Annotated in this window: 16 protein-coding genes; 8 read left to right on the top strand and 8 right to left on the bottom strand. The window is 71.4% G+C overall.

The genetic code is table 11. From position 1 onward, the window contains the following. Nucleotides 1-63: 63 nt before the first annotated feature. Genes HII36_RS10440 through HII36_RS10430 form a run of 3 tightly spaced genes read left to right on the top strand, consistent with a single transcriptional unit; the run spans nt 64 to nt 3,779 of the window. Nucleotides 64-1,698, top strand: a complete 1,635-nt coding sequence (locus HII36_RS10440) for a hypothetical protein (protein WP_173522900.1) — start codon at nt 64-66, stop codon at nt 1,696-1,698. After that, nucleotides 1,695-2,636 carry a hypothetical protein gene (locus HII36_RS10435; RefSeq protein ID WP_173522899.1) on the top strand — a complete coding sequence of 314 codons (942 nt, stop codon included), beginning with the start codon at nt 1,695-1,697 and terminating at the stop codon, nt 2,634-2,636. The genes HII36_RS10440 and HII36_RS10435 overlap by 4 nt, the downstream gene beginning before the upstream one ends. A gap of 9 nt (nt 2,637-2,645) precedes the next feature. Continuing rightward, a complete protein-coding gene (locus HII36_RS10430) occupies nt 2,646-3,779 on the top strand; it encodes a saccharopine dehydrogenase family protein (RefSeq protein ID WP_173522898.1) in 1,134 nt (377 codons plus the stop codon). A gap of 2 nt (nt 3,780-3,781) precedes the next feature. Here HII36_RS10430 and HII36_RS10425 read toward each other — a convergent pair whose 3' ends face one another. Continuing rightward, nucleotides 3,782-4,237 carry a hypothetical protein gene (locus tag HII36_RS10425; protein WP_173522897.1) on the bottom strand — a complete coding sequence of 152 codons (456 nt, stop codon included), beginning with the start codon at nt 4,235-4,237 and terminating at the stop codon, nt 3,782-3,784. A 223-nt stretch (nt 4,238-4,460) separates the two neighbouring features. Here HII36_RS10425 and HII36_RS10420 point away from each other — a divergent pair, with 223 nt between their 5' ends. Then, nucleotides 4,461-6,080 (top strand): lactonase family protein, encoded by a 1,620-nt coding sequence (locus tag HII36_RS10420; RefSeq protein WP_173522896.1) that lies wholly within the window; start codon nt 4,461-4,463, stop codon nt 6,078-6,080. Then, nucleotides 6,077-7,162, top strand: coding sequence for a hypothetical protein (locus HII36_RS10415; protein ID WP_173522895.1), 1,086 nt, complete (start codon nt 6,077-6,079; stop codon nt 7,160-7,162). The genes HII36_RS10420 and HII36_RS10415 overlap by 4 nt, the downstream gene beginning before the upstream one ends. Here HII36_RS10415 and HII36_RS10410 read toward each other — a convergent pair whose 3' ends face one another. The 5 genes from HII36_RS10410 to HII36_RS10390 all read right to left on the bottom strand — a co-directional run bounded on the left by HII36_RS10410 (nt 7,163) and on the right by HII36_RS10390 (nt 12,633). After that, the gene (locus tag HII36_RS10410; protein WP_328807674.1) at nt 7,163-8,170 is read right to left on the bottom strand and encodes a polysaccharide deacetylase family protein; all 1,008 of its coding nucleotides are present in this window, start codon (nt 8,168-8,170) and stop codon (nt 7,163-7,165) included. A 204-nt stretch (nt 8,171-8,374) separates the two neighbouring features. Beyond that, the gene (locus HII36_RS10405; protein ID WP_173522893.1) at nt 8,375-9,838 is read right to left on the bottom strand and encodes a tetratricopeptide repeat protein; all 1,464 of its coding nucleotides are present in this window, start codon (nt 9,836-9,838) and stop codon (nt 8,375-8,377) included. 103 nt (nt 9,839-9,941) lie between these two features. After that, nucleotides 9,942-11,159, bottom strand: a complete 1,218-nt coding sequence (locus tag HII36_RS10400; protein WP_173522892.1) for an NADP-dependent isocitrate dehydrogenase — start codon at nt 11,157-11,159, stop codon at nt 9,942-9,944. Between the two features lie 53 nt (nt 11,160-11,212). Further along, nucleotides 11,213-11,515 (bottom strand): DUF3017 domain-containing protein, encoded by a 303-nt coding sequence (locus HII36_RS10395; protein WP_173522891.1) that lies wholly within the window; start codon nt 11,513-11,515, stop codon nt 11,213-11,215. After that, entirely contained in the window at nt 11,512-12,633 is a 1,122-nt protein-coding gene (locus HII36_RS10390; protein WP_173522890.1) for a citrate/2-methylcitrate synthase, read from the bottom strand. Before HII36_RS10390 ends, HII36_RS10395 begins: the two co-directional genes overlap by 4 nt. Nucleotides 12,634-12,814: 181 nt before the next feature. Here HII36_RS10390 and HII36_RS10385 point away from each other — a divergent pair, with 181 nt between their 5' ends. After that, nucleotides 12,815-13,459, top strand: coding sequence for an FHA domain-containing protein (locus tag HII36_RS10385; protein WP_173522889.1), 645 nt, complete (start codon nt 12,815-12,817; stop codon nt 13,457-13,459). Here the strand turns inward: HII36_RS10385 and HII36_RS10380 are convergent. After that, nucleotides 13,454-14,554, bottom strand: coding sequence for an anhydro-N-acetylmuramic acid kinase (locus HII36_RS10380; RefSeq protein ID WP_173522888.1), 1,101 nt, complete (start codon nt 14,552-14,554; stop codon nt 13,454-13,456). The two genes, HII36_RS10385 and HII36_RS10380, sit on opposite strands and share 6 nt — an antisense overlap. 8 nt (nt 14,555-14,562) lie before the next feature. Then, complete coding sequence (locus HII36_RS10375; protein WP_173522887.1) at nt 14,563-16,095, bottom strand: glycoside hydrolase family 10 protein; 1,533 nt, start codon at nt 16,093-16,095, stop codon at nt 14,563-14,565. 88 nt (nt 16,096-16,183) lie between these two features. Between HII36_RS10375 and HII36_RS10370 the strand changes: the two genes are divergently transcribed. Both HII36_RS10370 and HII36_RS10365 read left to right on the top strand, forming a co-directional pair. Beyond that, on the top strand, nt 16,184-17,626 hold the full coding sequence (locus HII36_RS10370) for a glycoside hydrolase family 3 protein (protein WP_173522886.1): 1,443 nt from the start codon (nt 16,184-16,186) through the stop codon (nt 17,624-17,626). Further along, nucleotides 17,623-18,540, top strand: a complete 918-nt coding sequence (locus HII36_RS10365) for a MurR/RpiR family transcriptional regulator (RefSeq protein ID WP_236003362.1) — start codon at nt 17,623-17,625, stop codon at nt 18,538-18,540. The genes HII36_RS10370 and HII36_RS10365 overlap by 4 nt, the downstream gene beginning before the upstream one ends. The last annotated feature ends 1 nt before the right edge of the window (nt 18,541 follow it).

The raw sequence follows: 18,541 nt of genomic DNA, 5'->3' as shown, positions 1-18,541 counted from the left end.
CCCGTGATAGATCAACTGAAGGCGATTCTGTTAGTTTGGCGACCCCTGAGGAAAGGGATCGGCTTGAATCTGGTCGTCGTCCTGGTGGCCGCGATCGTGGGTCTGGCACTCTGGGCCGCTTTTCAGTCCACGCCGGTTTCGCACCGGAGCATCGCGGGTTTCACCAATCGTGAACGCCTCGGCCCGACCACCTGGAATGCCGGCCCGGCCATCGATTATTTCCGTGAGACCAGGTCCTGGCGCGCCGTGGGATTGACGGCCGGGCTGCTGCTCCCGATGACCGGCGGCCATCTCACCATCAGCGCCATGGCGATACTCGTGTGCTGGTTCGCCGGGGTGCTGATGTCCGAGTTCCGGCTGATGGCCGGACGTGAGAAAGGGCGTCCGCACGGACTGCCGATCCTCGACCCGGCCGCCTCGGCATTCCACGCCATGACGGACGCGGGCGTGCTCGTGCTGGCCGGGGCGACGGTCGTCAGAAGCCTCGGCGAAACCGTTCCCACGGCGGACAAGGTCTGGGCCGTCGCCGCGGTGTTCATCGTGGCCGCTGTTCGATTGCTGATTCACGAGTTGAAAGCGCGTCCGCTGGCACAGGGGCCGGCCGATCTGATCGCCGTGGCGGCGGCGATCCGCACCCGGTCGGCGCGCGTGCTGGCCACCGGCGGCGGCAGCGCCGCGCTGGCCTGCGCGTTGTCCACGCACACGCTCTCCGATCAGGTCTCCATACTGACCGGTGTGTCGGCCGCGATCGTGGCGCTGATCGTCTGCGTGCGCCCGGCGGCGCCCCGGCCGCTGCGCCGGTGGCCCGGCCCGGCGCTCGCCACGCTCGCCGCGGCGGTGACAGCTTGCGCGGCCTGGTGGACGGCGACCACCCCGGTCACACCGTTGTACGACCAGGAAGGACGGCTCGCCGAGCCCGCGCTCTACCTCCAGTCCAACAACTGCGCACGGCCCGACCGGGGCACGCTGCTCGACTGCGCGACCTGGTTCGCGATCTCCGCCAACGACTCCGCCGCGCTCCCCCGGGCCGCCGGGCGTCCGCTGGCGGTCAACTGGCGAGGCACCCACGTCGTCTACCGCGACCGCGCCGACCGGCGGCTCGTCGTCCACGCCCTGGCCACGGGCGCGCGCCGGGCGATCACCGGAACCTCGCCGGCGTTGTCGCAGGACGGCACGCACGTGGCGACGCTGACCGGCGGCGGCGCCCAAATCGTGCACATCGGCAGCGGCCGCGCGGTGACGGTCCCCGGCATCGCCCGGATACTCGGCTTCGGCCCCGGCGGGCTCGTCGCGACCACCGGCCCGGCGGCCCGTGGCCCGGCGCCGGACGTCGAACTGGTCACCGCCGGGCTCGACGGCCGGGTGCTGACCCGGGTGCCCTTCGACCCGACGCTCAACGCGTCGCTCACGCCCGGAGGAGAACGGCTGCTGATCATCACCGACGACCTGAAGCTGGTGCTCATGGATCCGTCCACCGGCCGGGTGCTGCAGCGCACGACGATCGAGGCGTCCGGCGACACTCCGCACCAGGGCCTCGACGTGGTGGCCTGGAAGAACGACGGGCACGTCGTCGTGACCTCGCCGCCCAGCCTGTTCGACCCCGTCACCTGGGAGATCGACATCAAGACCGGCCGGGCGGAGGAGGCCAGACCGGCCGCCGACACGGTCTACGCGCGCGTCCCCGAGGACGGCTCATGAGGACGTGGCGCGCGCTCGCCCTCGCCCTGACCGTGCTGGCCGGCGCGTACTGGCTGGCGCTGCCCGACCTGCCCGCGGCACCGCTCGGCACCCCGCTGCCCGCCGCGGCCCGGCTGAACGCGGGGCAGGCGACGGGCCCGATCGCCCACGCCTACCGCGGCCGCTGCCTCGAAGGCGGGACAGGCACACGGTGCCGCGCCTGGCATCTCGTCGCCGCCGACGGGCGGCGCTGGTGGCTGCCGGACGGATCGGACCGGGGCGACGCGCTCGCGCTCGGCCGGCAGCTGGTGGCCCATCTCCTGACCGACCGTGACCAGGTGACCGTCATGGACGTGCGCACCGGCGCCACGCGCTCCTTCCCCTGCCGAGGCGCGTGCTCGTCGATCTCCATGTCGCGCGACGACCGCCACGTGGCCGTCGAGGTCGAGAAGGGCCTGGTCATCCACGAGACCGCCACCGGCCGCGTGACCGGGACCGCCACCGAGGGCACACCCGCGGGCTGGACGGACGCCGGCCTCGCCCTCACCAGGACGCGGCCGAGCGACACGGCTCCCGGCCACCTGAGCTCGGCCGAACTCGTCGAGATCAGCCCGGCGGGCACGACGCTCACCCGGCGGCCGATCCCCGCGAACCTGGCGAACGGGCCCGCCGTGTCCCCCGACGGGCGGACGCTGGCGGTGGCGTCGCCGTCCGGGGTGTCGCTGGTCGACGCGGCGACGGGCGAGGTGACGCGGACGCTGGCCGTGCCGGCCGCCGAGCGGGTGCTGGGCTGGCGCGACGGCGGCCACGTCCTGGTCGCCACGGCCAGGCCGCCGGGCGGCTTCGGCTCGCTCACCGCCTACCACGTGCTCGACGTGGCCGGCGGCGGATTGCGCCCGCTGACGGCCGACGACCGCGACGCCGACGAGGGGACTTTCGTTCTCGGCGTCAGTGACTAGTCTCGGATCATGGACCGCCCTTACGACATCGTGCTCTTCGGAGCCAGCGGTTTCACCGGCGCGCTCACCGCCGCCTACCTCGCCAGGGCCGCGGGTCCGGGCGTGCGCTGGGCGGTGGCCGGCCGCAACCGCGCCAAGCTGGAGTCTCTCGGCCTGGACGTGCCGATCCTGCACGCCGACGCGGCCGATCCCGGCTCGCTGGCCGAACTCGTCCGGCAGACCCGCGTGCTCGTCACGACCGTCGGCCCGTACGTGCTCCACGGCGAGCCGCTGGTGGCCGCCTGCGCCGAGGCCGGCACGCACTACCTGGACCTGACCGGCGAGAGCGAGTTCGTGGACCTGGTCTACGTCCGCCACCACGACCGGGCGGTCAGGAGCGGCGCGAAGCTGCTGCACGCCTGCGGCTTCGACTCCATCCCCTACGACCTGGGCGTGCTGCACACCGTCGAGCAGCTGCCCACCGGCGTGCCGCTCACGGTCAGCGGGTTCCTGCGGGTGAACGGGCGGGTGTCGGGCGGCACGCTGGCCTCCGTGCTGACCATCATGTCCCGCGCCCGTCAGACGATGGAGCAGGCCACGCAGCGCCGCTCCGCCGAGCCCCGGCCGGCGGACCGCGAGATCAGCTCAGGCCCCGGCGGCCTGCGGTACGTCGGCGGCTGGGCGCTGCCGATGCCCACGATCGACCCGCGCATCGTCGGCCACTCGGCCCGCCTGCTCGACCGCTACGGCCCGGACTTCACCTACCGGCAGCACTACGCGGTCAGGCGGCTGCCCCAGGCGCTGGCCGTGGTGGCGGGCTCGGGCGCGCTGGCGGCGCTGGCCCAGATCCCGCGGGCCCGCGCGTGGATCTCCGACCAGGTCAAACCCGGCGAGGGACCGTCGCCGGAGCGGCGGGCCAGGAACTGGTTCAAGGTGACCTTCCTCGGCCAGGGCGGCGGGCGGCGCGTGGTCACCGAGGTGGCCGGCGGCGACCCCGGCTACGACGAGACGGCCAAGATGCTCGCCGAGTCCGCGCTCTGCCTGGCCTTCGACGACGTGCCCGACCGGGCGGGGCAGCTCACCACGGCCTCGGCCATGGGCCGGCCGCTCATCGACCGGCTGCGCAGGGCGGGCATCTCGTTCACCACCCGCCCGGCGAAATGACGTCACGGCCCGCAGGGCGCCGAGATGCTGTCGGCGTCGGCGCTCGCGGGCGGGGCGGCGACGCTCGTCCTGCCCCACCAGTGGTCGACCTCGAAGGTGAACACGAACGAGTCGTCGGGGCCGGTCAGGCAGTCGGTGAAGACCAGGCCGAGCTGGAGCCGCACGTCCTCGCCCGGGGCGAGCGTGCGGGGGAAGCCGCGTCCGTCCTCGAACCGCACCGTGCGCATCGTGTATCCGGTGTCGGCGGCCACGCCGGTGATCGTGACCGGCAGCCAGCCGTCGTTGGCGAAGCGCGCGTACACCTCGACGCTCTCGCCGCGCCGGCGGCCGGCCTCGTCCTGCTCCGGACGTCCGAACATGCCGGTGGCCGACTGCTGCGACAGATGAGGCACGAAGACTCCGCTCTGCCACAGCCCGCCGGCGAACCACAACGCGAGCAGGCACAGGCCGATCGTCACGCGTAAGCGGCGAAGGTCGTCTCGGGAAAGAGGACGCTCTTCAACCGGGATTTGCGCCCATTCCACACCGGAATTCACTCGTGTCCCCCTGTCACACGTTTGAGCATTCTGCTACTTTTCCCAGCGTGAAGAAAGCGGCTTGCTGTTGTCGGTCGTGATTCTGGCGCTCTCCGTGGCGCTTGTTCCGCTGATTAGCGCAGCGGTACGGGGTTCCGTCGACCGGATGAGCGTGCGCCGTTTCACGCGGCAGCACCGGATCGTCCTCACCGCGTTCAACGGGGCGAAGATCCTGCGGCAGCTGCTGATCACGCGGCAATTCCGGGTCGTGGGCGCGGCGACGGGCGTGGCGATCGCGCTGGCCGCCGCCGTCCGTGACACCTGGACCATCGGCCCGGTCGCGCCGCTGGCCGGCTGGCTCGCCGGCGTGGTCCTGGCCGAAATCGTCTTTCCCCGCGCCGACCGCGTTCGTTTCCGCCGGCCGCTCGCGGTGAATCTCGTGCCGGTACCGCTGACCTGGTTGTGGCGGTTGTCCGCCATTGTTTCTTGCGCCGTCGCGTTGCGCGCGGTCGTGCGTTCCTTCCATACCGAGGTGCCGGTCGCCGAGCGGATGTGGGCGGTCGCCACGCTCGTGACGCTGCTGATCGTCATGGCGCTGCTCAACGGGTTGCGCACGCGGCCGCTCGCGGCGGGTCCCGCCGACCTGGTGGACGCGGAGCTGGCCATGCGCTCGCGATCCGCCCGCGCGCTGATGGGCGCCGGCGCGGTGCTCGCCCTGTGGATCGCGCCGCTGAGCGGCCTGCCCACGCCGCCCACCGTGGTCACGCTGCTCTTCGCCTACGTCCTGCCTCTGGTGATCTGGTTCGCCGCGCTCCAGCCGGTGCTGACCGAGCGGCCGCCCTGGCGGGCGCCGTTCGTCCTCGCGCCGGCACTGGCGTTGGCCCTGGCGCTGGCGCTGTCGGTCTGGCAGCCGGCTCCGGACGTCGTCACGAAGGCGCAGAGCGACGCCGCCCGCCTGCGGAGCGTCGTCCCCGCCGACGCGTCGCTGCGGCTGGCCGACCTGAACCCGGCCGCGCGCACCTGGGACGTCTACCTGTCGGCGGAGTCGCCGATCCCGCTGCCCGGGGCCAGGATGCACCTGCCGGGCGAGGCGGGCATGGGCCGGCCGGCGCCGCTGGCCGTCAGCGGCGACGGCCGCCGCCTCGCCTACCTCGACGCCGCCACCGGCCGTCTCGTGCTGACCGACCCGGTCGGCAGGTGGGTGCGCGACCTGACCGGGCCGCTGGCCGACGCGGACGTGCCCGAGCCCGTGCTCTCCCACGACGGGAGATACGCGGCGCTGGTCTCCCCGTCCGGGGCCGAGCTGATCGACACGGCGGCCGGAGTCCGCACCCGCCTGCCCGGTGTCGTGCGGGTGTTCGGCGTCGGACCCGACGGCGTCGTGGGCGCCACCGGGCACCTGGCCCTGACCGGCGCGCCGGACGTCGAACTGCTCACGCTCGACCACCGCGGCGCCGTGCGCACCCGGGTGCCGTTCGACCCCACGCTGCACGTGCGCGCCACGCCGGACGGCCGGTCGCTGGCCGTCGTCACCGGGGACGAGGTGATGACCATGGACGCGCGCACCGGCAGGATCGGCGGCCGGGTGCCGCTCAAGGCGCCCAGGCACTACGACGTACCTCGGCCCCTGGGCTGGGCCGCGGACGGGCGACTCCTGATCGAGATCGAACCGGACGACGACGACCGGGGCGTCTACCACCTCGTCGACCTGGAGACCGGCCGGTCGAGCCGGGTCGAGGGCCTGCCCGACGACCTCCAGCAGCCGGTGTTCGGCAGGATCACATGAGACGGTCACGCCTCTGGCTCCCCGGGATCGCACTGGCCGCACTGGCGGCGGCCTGGGTCGTGCAACCGCTCTTCGAGCCGCCGCCACCGCCGCGCTTCGTCACCACCGCGACGACCGCACCGACGCAGGCCCCCGCCCTGACGGCGCCACTGGTCACGACCACCCGGGCGGACGGCCCGCTGCCTCCCGTCCGCTACGCCTACGTGCCCTCATGTCAGGGCGACGCCGATCCGTGCACGCACTGGATCGTGGTCTCGTCCGACGGCCGGCACTCCTGGCTGCCGCACGGCGCGCAGGACACCCCGCTCGCGCTCAGCCACGACGGCACCAGGGCCGCCTACCCGCGCAAGGCGGACGGCCGGTTCGTGCTGCACGACCTGGCCGCGAACACCGTCAAGCCGCTCCCGGTCACGGCGGGCGAATCGGTCGGCGAGCTGTTCGGCGCCCAGCCGCCGCTGTTCTCCCGCGACGGCCGCCACCTGCTCATCCGCCTCGACGACCTGGACGAGGAGGTCGAGGTCGTCCTGCGGGACCCGGTCATCGTGGACGTCGAGCGCGGCGTCGTCCGCCGCCTGCCCGCGGCGGACCGGGTGGTCGGCTGGACCGCGAAGGGCCTCGTCCTGATGACGGAGCGGCGTACCGACGATCGCCCCGGGCACACCACCACGGCCGAGTTCACCGTCTACTCGCCGCAAGGCGCGGTCGTCGGCCGGTACGCGCTGCCGGGCAACCTGGCCTGGCGTTCCGTGCCGTCACCGGCGGGCGCCACCCTGGCCACGATCGCGGACGACCTCACCCCCACCGCCGTGACCGGCCGCGGCATCGTCCTCGTCGACCCGGACACCGGACGCACGCGCCGCACCGTGCCGCTGCCCGGCGGCTGGCGGGCCAGGCAGATCGTGCGCTGGACGGACGAGAACACGCTCCTGCTCCGCACCAGCGACCGCGCCGACGAGCCGGGGCACCACCTGCTGAACCTGGCCACCGGCCAGGCCACCCTGCTGGACCTGAACCTCAGCGGCGCGGTCGACCTGCCGCTGCAGCCGGTCGAGCAGTCGGTGATCCTCGGCGCCGTCCGCTAGTCAGTACTGCAGGTTCCACTTGGCGAAGGCCGGGCGCAGGTACGGGTTCTTGAACTTCGGGTACGCGACCGTCGACAGGTCGCCGTCCGAGGTGTACCGCATGTCCGGGTTGGCCTTCAGCCAGTCCAGCCAGGCGATGGAGCAGAACTGGGCGCAGTCGCCCTTCTTCTCCATGGCCTTGATGCGCGGGATGCCCAGCGGGTCGAAGGCCTTGCTGAACGGCGACGGCGCGGGCGTGTAGCCGGCCAGGAACACCCCGGCGTGGTGGTAGTTCTTGCCCTCGGCGGCCAGTCGCTTCTTGCGCGGCTGGTTGCCGTACGGCAGCGCGATGGAGTCGGGCTTGATCTTGCTGAGGTCGTCGATCTGCTTGGCGATCGAGCCGATCTGCTCGCTGACCTCCTTCTCCGAGCGCGTACGCAGGTCGTGGTGGTCCCGCGTGTGGTTGCCGATGTCGAAGCCGTTGTTCTTCAGCCAGAGCAGCATCTGCGCCTGCTCCTCAGGCACGCTCTTGCCGAACATGTCCCTGGTCACGTAGAACGTCGCGACCGGGCGGAAGCCGGGATTCTTCGCGGCCACCTCACGCAGGATCGCCACCGCGGTGTCCGGCGCGGGCTCGCCGGTGCCGGTCAGCGTGAGCTGCGACGGCGACGAGTCGTCGAAGGTCAGGACCACCGGGTGCTTGCCCGCCGGGATGCCGATCTTGCCGGTCACCAGCTCGGACGCGGTGATCGGCACGTACCCGTCCTTGACCAGCCGCTCCAGGTCGGCGCGGAACTGCTGCGGCGTCCTGTCGTCGTTGGTGCCCGGATTCGGGATGATCCGGTGGAACATCAGCACCGGGATCTGGCCGAGCTCGTTGGCCTTGACCTTCGCCGCGGCCGCTACCTTGGCCGCCCTGGCCTGCTTGAGCTTGAGCGCGGCGTTGGCCTTGGCGGTGGCCGCCTGCTTGGCGGTGTCGGCCTGCGACCCGCACCCCGCGACGATCGCAGCGACCGCGACCAACCCCACCCCACTCGCAATACGCAGTCGCATCCGAACCCCCCGAGACGCTACGACTGTTCGAACGGCCCGCGTTCGGCGGGCCGCGGCAGATAGCGCACTTTGCGTACCTACGTGGGGCTCCTACCCAGCAGATCAACTCCGCCACGCCGCCTGACAAGGCAAGAGATGGTCTGGAGAAGCGAAAAGGGCCACCCGCGGGCGACCCTGATGTCACCTCGTGGTGAGGCGGCGGCGGAACTCGGCGGTGGCGCTCTGGATCACCCGGTTCAGCTGGTCGAGTTCGTCCTCGGTGGGCTCGCGCCGCAGTTCGACGCTGACCGCGAAGTCGCCGTCCTCGATGTCCACGCCGAGATCGGCGAGCAGATCCTGAGGCAGCCTGCTCAGGACGAACTCCTTGAACGCCTCGGCGACCACCGCGGGCAGGTCGCCGCAGCCGCACGAGCGGCCTTCCATGATCGCGCCCAGGTGGCTGCGTCCCACGAGCGCGTCGGGGTGCGCCGCGTCGAGTGCGCCCAGCCCGGCCTCCACGACCTGGCGGGCTTCTGCCAGCCGGTTCTGGTGCTGCAGGAACAGGCCGAGCGCGATGCGTACGCGGCCGAGCAATTCCTGGTCGCCGCTGCGTTCGGCATCGGACAGCGCCTCGCGCAGGCGCTGCTCCGCCTCGGCCGGCCGATCCGCCTCCGACAGCGCCAGCCCCCAGTTGCGCAGCACCTGGGCGACCAGGTCGGCCCTGCCCAGGCTGCGCGCCCAGTCCAGGGCCTCGGCGTACGTCCGGAGCGCGCCGTCGAGGTCACCGGTGTCGCACTGGGCCATGGCCAGGCCGAGCCCGGCCATGAGCGCTTCCTCCGCCCTGCCTTGCCTGCGGTAGGAGGCGAGCACCTTCCTGATCGCCGCGACGCGGTCGGCCCCGTCGCCGTTCCCGCCGACGTTGGCCAGCATGGAGAGCGCGTTGAGCGTCGTCTGGTGGTCGGGGCCCAGCCGGGCTTCCATGGCCTCGGCCAGCAGGGACAACACGGCGCCGTCCGTCTCCGGGTGCTCGCCGGCCCTGCTGAGCACGGCGAGGGCCACCCCTTCGACGATCTCGTCAGGCAACTGCTCCAGCGCGACGAAGGCGGGTTCACCGCCGCCGGCGGCCGTCACGATCCTGGCCCGCAGCGCCAGCGCGGCGGCGATCCGCTCGTGCCCGTTGTGCCAGAAGTTCTGGATCGCCTCCTCGACGCTCTCGCGGGCCGCGCGCAGGTCGCCGCGCCTGAGCAGCACCTCGGCCAGCGGCTCCAGGCCGAACGCGTAACCGGCGTGCTCGCGACCGTAGAAGGCGAGCCGTTCACCCACGTTGGCACGCAGTTCCGATTCCGCCTCGTCCAGCCGCCCGATCGAGGCCAGCACCATGCCGAGGTTCATCTGGTACGTCAGGCGGTCCTTGCGCGCCTCGGGGTCCTGGGGCGCCGGGCCGGAGCAGGCGGCACGGTAACACTCGACCGCCCTGGCCGGCTGGTCCGCGTTGAGCAGGACGTTACCGAGGTCGCACTGCACCGACGCCCACTCGGGGCTGCCTGAGCCGTACTTCTCCTCGACGGTCTGGAGTTCCCGCATCATGACCTGCTCGGCGTCGACCAGCCGGCCCTCACGCAGCAGGGCGAGGGCCATGTCGAGCGACGTGGGTGACGTTGACATGTCGCCGGAGCATATAGGTCACGGCCGACATGCGAAACGGCCCCTACCGTTCGGTGCGACCGGAGGTGTCGGTGCGACCGGAGGTAGAGGCCGTCAGCGTCGATCAGACGGACATCTTCTTCTTCAGGTTCTCGTCGATCGCCGCCAGGAAGTCCTGGGTGGTGAGCCACTTGGCGTCGCCGCCGACCAGGAGCGCGAGGTCCTTGGTCATCTGGCCGCTCTCGACGGTCTCGACGCAGACCTGCTCCAGCGTGTTCGCGAACTCCGTCACCGCCGGGGTGTTGTCGAGCTTGCCGCGGTGGGCCAGGCCACGCGTCCACGCGAAGATCGAGGCGATCGGGTTCGTGGAGGTGGGGTTGCCCTTCTGGTGCTCGCGGTAGTGGCGGGTGACCGTGCCGTGCGCGGCCTCGGCCTCGACGGTGCGGCCGTCGGGGGTCATGAGCACGGAGGTCATCAGGCCGAGCGAGCCGAAGCCCTGCGCGACGGTGTCGGACTGCACGTCGCCGTCGTAGTTCTTGCAGGCCCAGACGTAGCCGCCCTCCCACTTGAGCGCGGCGGCGACCATGTCGTCGATGAGGCGGTGCTCGTAGGAGATGCCGGCGGCCTCGAACTCGGCCTTGAACTCGCTCTCGTAGACCTCGGCGAAGATGTCCTTGAAGCGGCCGTCGTAGGCCTTGAGGATCGTGTTCTTCGTGGAGAGGTAGACCGGGTAGTTGCGGGCCAGGCCGTAACGCATGGAGGCGCGGGCGAAGTCGCGGATCGACTCGTCCAGGTTGTACATCGCCATCGCGACGCCGCCGCCGGGGAAGTCGTACACGTCGAGCTCGATCGGCTCGGAGCCGTCCTTCGGCGTGTAGGTGAGGGTCAGCGTGCCCTCGCCGGGGACCTTGAGGTCGGTGGCGCGGTACTGGTCGCCGAAGGCGTGACGGCCGACGACGATCGGCTTGGTCCAGCCGGGTACGAGCCGCGGCACGTTCGACATGATGATCGGCTCGCGGAAGATGACGCCGCCGAGGATGTTGCGGATGGTCCCGTTCGGGGACTTCCACATCTTCTTGAGACCGAACTCCTCGACCCGCGCCTCGTCCGGGGTGATGGTGGCGCACTTCACACCGACGCCGTACTTCTTGATGGCGTTCGCGGAGTCGATGGTGACCTGGTCGTCCGTGGCGTCGCGGTGCTCGATGCCGAGGTCGTAGTACTTCAGGTCGACGTCGAGATAGGGAAGGATCAGCTGGTCCTTGATGAACTGCCAGATGATCCGGGTCATCTCGTCGCCGTCAAGCTCGACGACGGGATTCTCCACCTTGATCTTGGGCATGCGAATGGTTCCCCTTCAATGAATTGATGGCTTGAGGCTATCGGACGCCCATGTCAACGGGCGAAAAGGGACATGATCAGCTGCTTGAGCCCGGCGTTGCCGAGCAGGAGCGAGGTCAGGACCAGGATGAACCCGAACAAGCCGAGCGTGATCACGTCGGTCTTCTTGCTCCGTACGACAAGCTGGCCGGTGAATCCGGAGAACCGGAGCGCGGCCGCGATCATGACGAGACCGCCGAGCACGAACCCGCCCCACCGCGGGTCCAGCAGGATCATGACGAGCACGCCGATGACCGCACCCGCCAGTATCAGCGGGTACGGTCCCCAGCGTTCGCCTTTGGAGTGCTCCTGGCTCATCTCTCGTCTATGGGCTTCCACTTCTGGTCGCGCTCGCCGATGTACTCGCTGTCCGGGCGGATCAGCCGGTTGTCGGCGTGCTGCTCGATCACATGAGCGGTCCAGCCGGACATGCGGCTGATCGAGAAGACCGGGGTGAACAGGTCGGTCGGGATGCCGAGGTAGTGGTAAACCGACGCGGCGAAGAAGTCTACGTTCGGGTAGAGGCCCTTCGTCTCCAGGACGACCTCTTCCATTTCCTTGGACATCCGATAGTAGGTGTCATCGCCGGTGGACTCGGCCAGTTCGGCGGACATCCTGCGCAGGTGTGTGGCGCGCGGGTCCTCGGTCTTGTACACGCGGTGGCCGAAGCCCATGATCTTCTCGCCGGCCGCGAGCTTGTCCCTGACCGCCTGGGCCACGCCGCTCGGGGAGATCGACTCCAGCGTCTTCATGACCTGCTCGTTCGCGCCGCCGTGCAGGGGGCCCTTGAGCGTGCCGATGGCGGCGACGATGGCCGAGTGCATGTCGGACAGGGTCGCGGCGCAGACGCGGGCGGCGAACGTGGAGGCGTTCATCGTGTGGTCGGCGTGCAGCACCAGGCACTCGTCGAAGATCTCGATCTCCCGCTTGGCCGGGACGCGGCCGGTGACCTGCAGGAGGAAGTTGCCCGCGATGCTGAGCCCGGGGTCGGGGGCAGGGACGCTGCCGCCGGTGCGCGCGGCGTGGTAGAGGGCGACGAGCACGGGCTGCTGCGCGACCAGGCGCGCGGCCTTGCGCAGGTTGGCGTCGGGGGCGATGGAGTCCTTGTCCGGGTCGTCGGCGCCGGACAGCGAGACCAGCGAGCGCAACGCCTCCATCGGTTTCTGCTTCTCGGCGATCTCCGCCACGTTCTGCGCGACGAGGGCCCCCAGCTCGCGGCCGCGGGCCAGGTCGGCGCCGTACGCGGCCAGCTCCTCGCGGTTCGGCAGCTTGCCGTGCTGCAGCAGGTACGCGGTCTCTTCGAACGTCGCTCGGCCGGCCAGATCGTGGATGTCGTATCCGCGATAGAAGAGGCGACCGGCCTTGCCGTCAATGTCGCTCAGCGCTGTGGACGCGGCTACGACATCGGCGAGGCCTTTCGTGGGCTTGTCCGCCATGAGTGATTCCTCCGCTTATCTTCGTCCGAAGTCTACCCGTGAGCAGGCAAAACCGTCCGCAAAGGTCCAGACCAATTTCACGCGGGATTCTCCTTATGGCAAAGGCGATTCCGCATCCCCTCGTTTGGGTAAGCCGGAGCTGTAGTAATAGTTACGGCGGGCTACCTGGGGAGGAACTGCCGTGGAGGGGCCGTTCATACGCATCGAGGACACCGGCGAGGTGGTCCCGTTGCGCCCCGAGATCACGACGGTCGGCAGAGGCCGGGGTGTTGACATCCGGCTCACCGACCCGAGCGTGTCTCGACTCCATGCCGAGTTCGTCAGACGAGGACCCTACCTGTACGTCGTTGACTTGGGCCTGTCCCGCAACGGCACACGGGTGAACGGCAGGCCGATCGCCCGGAGGGTCCTTGACGACGGCGACGTCGTTTCCTTCGGCGCGGCGCGGGGTCGCATCGGTGGAGTCCCCCGAGAGGACTTCACCCCTGAGGTCGAACTGCGCCGGGCCGCCGCGCCCGAGCTGACCAGGCGCGAGGTCGACGTGCTGACCTCGCTCTGCCGGCCGGCGCTGTCCGACGAGGCGTTCGTCGCACCGGCGACCGCCCGCGAGATCGCCGATGACCTGGTCGTGACCGAGGCCGCGGTCAAGCAACACCTGCTGCGGCTCTATCAGAAGTTCCGCATTCCTGAGGGCACCAACCGGCGCACCCGACTGGCCAACGAGGTCGTCGCGCTCGGTCTGGTGCGTCCGACCCCGGTGGTTCCACCACAGCGGTCGGGCACTTCGGCCGAGGCGCCGTCGGCGGCCGGCCGCAGGGCCTCATAGGAAGCGGATCGCGACCGGGGCTTCGGCGAGGGGTTCCGGCAGCGTCAACGGCCCGGAGCCCGGTGTCACCGTGCCCAGCACCCGCGCGCCAGAAGCGCCGGTGCAGGCGGGCACGGTCGCGGGAAGTCCGTGCGCGGTGAGCCAGCCGAACAGCGAGAAGGCGATCGCCTCCTTGGCGTCCGACGGCACACCGAGCTCGTCGCTGGTTCTGAAGTGAGCCTGCGACGCACGCGCGCGCAGCATGCCCATCAACGTGGGGTTCCTGCTGCCGCCGCCGGAGACGATCACCGTGTCGAGCCCGTGTCCGCGCACCTCGGCGGCCACGGTCTCGGCGGTCAGCGCGGTCAGCGTGGCCACGAGGTCGGCCTGGGGCAGGTCCGCGGTCACGTAGCCGGGGGTGAACAGCTCTTTCCCGGTGCTCTTCGGCGGCTTCATCGCGTAGTAGGGCTCGGCCAGCAGTTCGCGCAGCAGGCTCTCGTTCACCGTGCCCGCCGCGCCGAGCGCGCCGTCCTCGTCGTACGGCGGCGCGGCGGCGTCGATGAGCGCGCACGCGGGCCCGGTGTCGTAGGCGAGCGCGGGCTCGCGCACGGTCAGGTTGGCGATGCCGCCCAGGTTCAGCGCGCCGGTGCGGCCCGGCAGCCCGGCCATGAGCAGCAGGTCCAGGTACGACACCAGGGGCGCGCCCTGCCCGCCGGCCGCCACGTCGCGGGCCCGGACGTCCGAGACGACCGGCACGCCGGTGCGCTCGGCGATCCAGGCCGGCTGCCCGAGCTGCAGCGTGCCCCTGACCTGCCCGTCCTCGACCCAGTGGAACAGCGTCTGCCCGTGCGAGCAGATCAGGTCCGCTTCCGGTGCGGCCAGCGCGGCCTCGGCGAACGCCTGGCCGATGAGCGTGTCCAGGGCGCACACCTCGCCCAGGTCCACCCGTCCTGGCGGCAGCGCCGCCGCGATGCGGGCCCGCAGCCCCGGCTCGTACGGCCGCTCGCCGGCATGTTCCAGCCTGCCGGTGAGCACGCCGCCGTCGAGCGACCAGTCGACGACGGCGCTGTCGATGCCGTCGTGCGAGGTGCCGGAGATCAGGCCGAGAACCCGCATCACACTCCTCAGATCACGCGGAAGCCGTTGCTGGGACGGCTGGTGCGGTTGGCCCGGTCGACCGCCACCACGTAGTAGTGGTCGCCGCGCTTGCCCTCGGGGTCGACCCAGGTCACGTGCCGGTCGCCGGGCACGACCGCGACCAGGTTACGCGCGTCGTCGAAGGCGCCGGGGCGGGCGTGGTCGGCCAGGCGGAAGATCGCGAACTGGAACGGCTCGTCCCTGCCGGTGGCCACCGCGCGCACGTGCACGCCGTCGCCGCGGCGCAGCGCGTAGGCCAGCACCGGACGCCTGGGCGGCTCCCCGCCGGCGAGCCTGGGCAGCACGGGCGCGAGCGCCGGCCGCTGGTAGTGGTCGTTGACGGCGGTGGTGATCGAGGTGATCCTGTCGACCTTGACGTCGTTGGCGTTGTACCAGATGTCGCCGCTGATCTCCGGGTGGTTCCGGTTGAGGAACAGGTGCTTGGACAGCTCCGCCGGGTCGTGCCACTGCGGTACGGTCTGCGCCGGGTCGCCCGCCTTGTAGGCGGCCTGGCCGATCCACAGCAGCGTGTTCGTGCCCTTGGCCACGTCCGACCACCACGGCACGAGCTTGGAGTAGTCGGCCGGGGGCTGGCCGATGTACCAGTAGAGCTGCGGCGCGATGTAGTCGAGCCAGCCCTTCTTGACCCAGCCGCGGGTGTCGGCGTGCAGGTTGTCGTACGACTGGCCGCCGTTGGTCTCGGAGCCGATCGGGTCGGTGCCCTTGTTGCGCCAGATGCCGGACGGGCTGATGCCCCAGGCGATCTCCGGCTTCTCGGCCAGCACGCGCTGCTGCATCTCCTGGACCATCAGGTCCACGTTGTTGCGCCGCCAGGCGGCCAGGTCGGGGAAGCCGGCGCCGTACTTGGCGAACTCCTCGGCGTCGTCGAAGGCCGTGGTGTTGGTCGGGTAGAAGTAGTCGTCGAAGTGCAGGCCGTCGATGTCGTAGCGGGTGACCGCGTCCATCATGGCGTCCTGGCAGAACTTGCGTACCTCGGGCATGCCCGGGTTGTAGTAGAGCTTGCCGCCGAACGGCAGGATCCAGTCGGGGTTCTTGCGCCCGGGGTGGTCGGGGTGCAGCTTGGCCGGGTCGGCCTGCATCGACACCCGGTACGGGTTGAACCAGGCGTGGAAGGCCAGGCCGCGCTTGTGCGTCTCCTCGACGGCGAATCCGAGCGGGTCGTAGCCGGGGTCCTGGCCCTGGGTGCCGGTCAGGTACTGCGACCACGGCTCGAACGGCGACGGCCAGAACGCGTCCGCGGTCGGCCTGATCTGCACGAACACCGAGTTCAGCTTGCGCGCGACCGCCACGTCGAGCCACGCCAGGTATTCGGCCTTCTGCTGCTCGGCGGTGAGCCCGGGCTTCGACGGCCAGTTGATGTTGACCACCGACGCGATCCACATGCCGCGCATCTGGCGCAGCGGCGGGATGTAGCCGTCGGCCGCGAAGGCGGGCAGCGGGACGGCGGTAGCGGCGGCGGCGAGGGCGAGACCCTTCAGGAGAGTCCTTCTGCTCGGCATGGGGGGTGGCCTCTCGGAAGTGGTTGTGTCGAGGGCGACGATGGCAGAAAATTACCTTCAGATCAACAACTGTGAAGGAAAATGCCGAATGTCGCCTGACCTGTACCAACTCGCCATGGCGGTGCTTCAGCCTGGCTTCGAGGGAACCACCGCCCCCGACTGGCTGCGCCGAGCCCTTGGCGAGGGGCTCGGCGGCGCCGTGCTGTTCGCACGCAACTTCCCGAACGACCAGCTCATCGCCCAGATGCGGGCGGAAAGCCCGGACGTGGTGCTCGCCATCGACGAGGAAGGCGGCGCGGTCACCCGGCTGGAGGCGACCACCGGCAGCTCCTTCCCCGGCAACCGCGCGCTGGGCGTGGCCGACGACGTGAACCTCACCGAGCGGGTGGCCCGGCAGATCGCCAGAATGCTCGCCGAACACGACATCACGCTCAACTACGCGCCCGCCGTCGACGTGAACGCCAACCCCGCCAACCCCGTCATCGGCATCCGCTCGTTCGGGCCCGATCCCGAGCTGGTCTCCCGTCACACGGTCGCGTACGTGCGGGGCACGCAGGGCGCGGGCGTCGCCGCCTGCGCCAAGCACTTCCCCGGTCACGGCGACACGATCACCGACTCCCACCTGGCGCTGCCCACCGTGCACGCCTCACGCGAGGTGCTGGCCGAGCGCGACCTGCCGCCGTTCCGCGCCGCCGTCGCCGCCGGGGTGCGCGCCATCATGTGCGGCCACCTGCTGGTGCCCGCGCTCGACCCCGAGCTGCCCGCGACACTGAGCGGCGCCGTGCTGACCGGGTTGCTCAGGGACGAGCTCGGCTTCGACGGCATGCTCGTCACGGACGCGATCGAGATGCGCGCCGTGGCCGCCCAGTACCCGCCGGGCGAGATCGCGGTGCGCGCGCTCGCCGCCGGGGCCGACGCGATCTGCGCCGGGCTCGTCGACGAGCACGGCCTGCACGAGCTGCGCGACGCGATCGTGGCCGCGGTGCGCTCCGGGCGGCTGGCCGAGGAGCGGCTGGCGCAGGCCGCCGAGCGGGTTCGGGCGCTGGCCGGCTGGTACGCCGAGCACGCCACGCTGCGCGAGAAGGCCGTCGCGGACGCCGACCCCGGCGCCGGCCTGGAGGCGGCCAGGGCCGCGCTGACCGTCACCGGCGCGGCCACGCTGGCCGAGCCGCCGCTGGTGGTCGAGGTGAACACGCGGCTCAACCAGGCCATCGACCCGGCCACGCCGACCGGCATCACCGCCGCGCTGACCGCGCTGCTGCCCGGCACCACCCGGCTGCGCCTCGACGGCCAGGACCCCGCCGCCGGGCTCGACCTCGGCGCCGAGCCACGGCCGGTCGTGCTGGTGGTGCACGACGCGGCACGCCACGCGTGGGTGCGCGAGACGGTGGCGCGGGCGGTGCGGCAGCGGCCGGACGTGATCGTGGTCGACACCGGCGTCCCCGACACGCCCGCCGGCGCCGCCCACCTCGCCACGCACGGACTCTCCCGCACCTCGGCCCAGGCCGCGGCGGAACGGCTCACCCGATGACTCGGGCACGCGGCGGCGCTGGCGCCGACGGGCAGGCCGCGGAACCCGCCGCGCGGGCGACCGAGCCGGCGAACCCGGTCGCCACCGTGCGCGCGGTGCTGCCCTCGCTCACCCCCGCCGCCCAGGCCATCGCCCGGATCATCCTGGACGATCCCGGCCTGGTGGTCAGGAGCACGATCACCGAGTTCAGCGCGGTGTCCGGCACCAGCGAGGCGACGATCGTACGCACCGCCAGGGCGCTGGGCTTCGCCGGTTACTCACAGATGCGTTTCGCGCTGGCCGCGGCCGTGGCCAAGGAGCCGGAACGCCTGGTCCCCGGCGACCTGGCCCCGGACGACCCGCTGACCGACGTGATCGCCAAGGTGGCCAGGGCCGAGTCCGAGGCCCTGGCCGACACCGCCGCGCAGCTCGACCCGGACCGGCTGGGCGAGGTGGTGCGCGCCATCGCCGCCGCCCGCCGCGTGGACGTCTACGGCGTGGCCGCCTCGGGCCTGGTCGCCGCCGACATGTCGCAGAAGCTGCTGCGGATCGGCCTGTCCAGCCACCCGTTCAGCGACGCGCACCTGGCGCTCACCAGCGCGGCGCTGCTCAAGGACACCGACGTGGTGGTGGCGATCAGCTGCAGCGGCGAGACGCCGGACGTGCTGGTCCCGGCCCGCACCGCGGCCGAGGCCGGGGCGCTGCTGGTGGCGATCACCAACAACCCGCGTTCGTCGCTGGCCGAGCTGGCCGATCACACACTGGTGTCGGCCGGGCGGGAGACCGCGTTCCGTCCCGGGGCGCTGGCCAGCAGGATCAGCCAGTTACTGATCGTCGACTGCATCTTCGTCGGGCTGGCGCAGCGCACGTACGACACGGCCGACGCGGCGATCCGGGCCACCAGGGACGCCACCGACCGCTACCGCAACCGCTGAC

It is taken from the genome of Nonomuraea antri, assembly GCF_013283785.1.
In the GTDB taxonomy this organism is placed as follows: Bacteria; Actinomycetota; Actinomycetes; order Streptosporangiales; family Streptosporangiaceae; genus Nonomuraea; species Nonomuraea antri.
This window is presented reverse-complemented; position numbering and strand designations above follow the sequence as displayed.

Bases quoted from the DNA above. Each gene is read 5' to 3' on its own strand.
- HII36_RS10435 (WP_173522899.1), top strand. From the start codon at position 1,695: ATGAGGACGTGGCGCGCGCTCGCCCTCGCCCTGACCGTGCTGGCCGGC.
- HII36_RS10430 (WP_173522898.1), top strand. From the start codon at position 2,646: ATGGACCGCCCTTACGACATCGTGCTCTTCGGAGCCAGCGGTTTCACC.
- HII36_RS10420 (WP_173522896.1), top strand. From the start codon at position 4,461: ATGAGCGTGCGCCGTTTCACGCGGCAGCACCGGATCGTCCTCACCGCG.
- HII36_RS10415 (WP_173522895.1), top strand. From the start codon at position 6,077: ATGAGACGGTCACGCCTCTGGCTCCCCGGGATCGCACTGGCCGCACTG.
- HII36_RS10405 (WP_173522893.1), bottom strand. From the start codon at position 9,838: ATGTCAACGTCACCCACGTCGCTCGACATGGCCCTCGCCCTGCTGCGT.
- HII36_RS10400 (WP_173522892.1), bottom strand. From the start codon at position 11,159: ATGCCCAAGATCAAGGTGGAGAATCCCGTCGTCGAGCTTGACGGCGAC.
- HII36_RS10395 (WP_173522891.1), bottom strand. From the start codon at position 11,515: ATGAGCCAGGAGCACTCCAAAGGCGAACGCTGGGGACCGTACCCGCTG.
- HII36_RS10390 (WP_173522890.1), bottom strand. From the start codon at position 12,633: ATGGCGGACAAGCCCACGAAAGGCCTCGCCGATGTCGTAGCCGCGTCC.
- HII36_RS10380 (WP_173522888.1), bottom strand. From the start codon at position 14,554: ATGCGGGTTCTCGGCCTGATCTCCGGCACCTCGCACGACGGCATCGAC.
- HII36_RS10375 (WP_173522887.1), bottom strand. From the start codon at position 16,095: ATGCCGAGCAGAAGGACTCTCCTGAAGGGTCTCGCCCTCGCCGCCGCC.
- HII36_RS10370 (WP_173522886.1), top strand. From the start codon at position 16,184: ATGTCGCCTGACCTGTACCAACTCGCCATGGCGGTGCTTCAGCCTGGC.
- HII36_RS10365 (WP_236003362.1), top strand. From the start codon at position 17,623: ATGACTCGGGCACGCGGCGGCGCTGGCGCCGACGGGCAGGCCGCGGAA.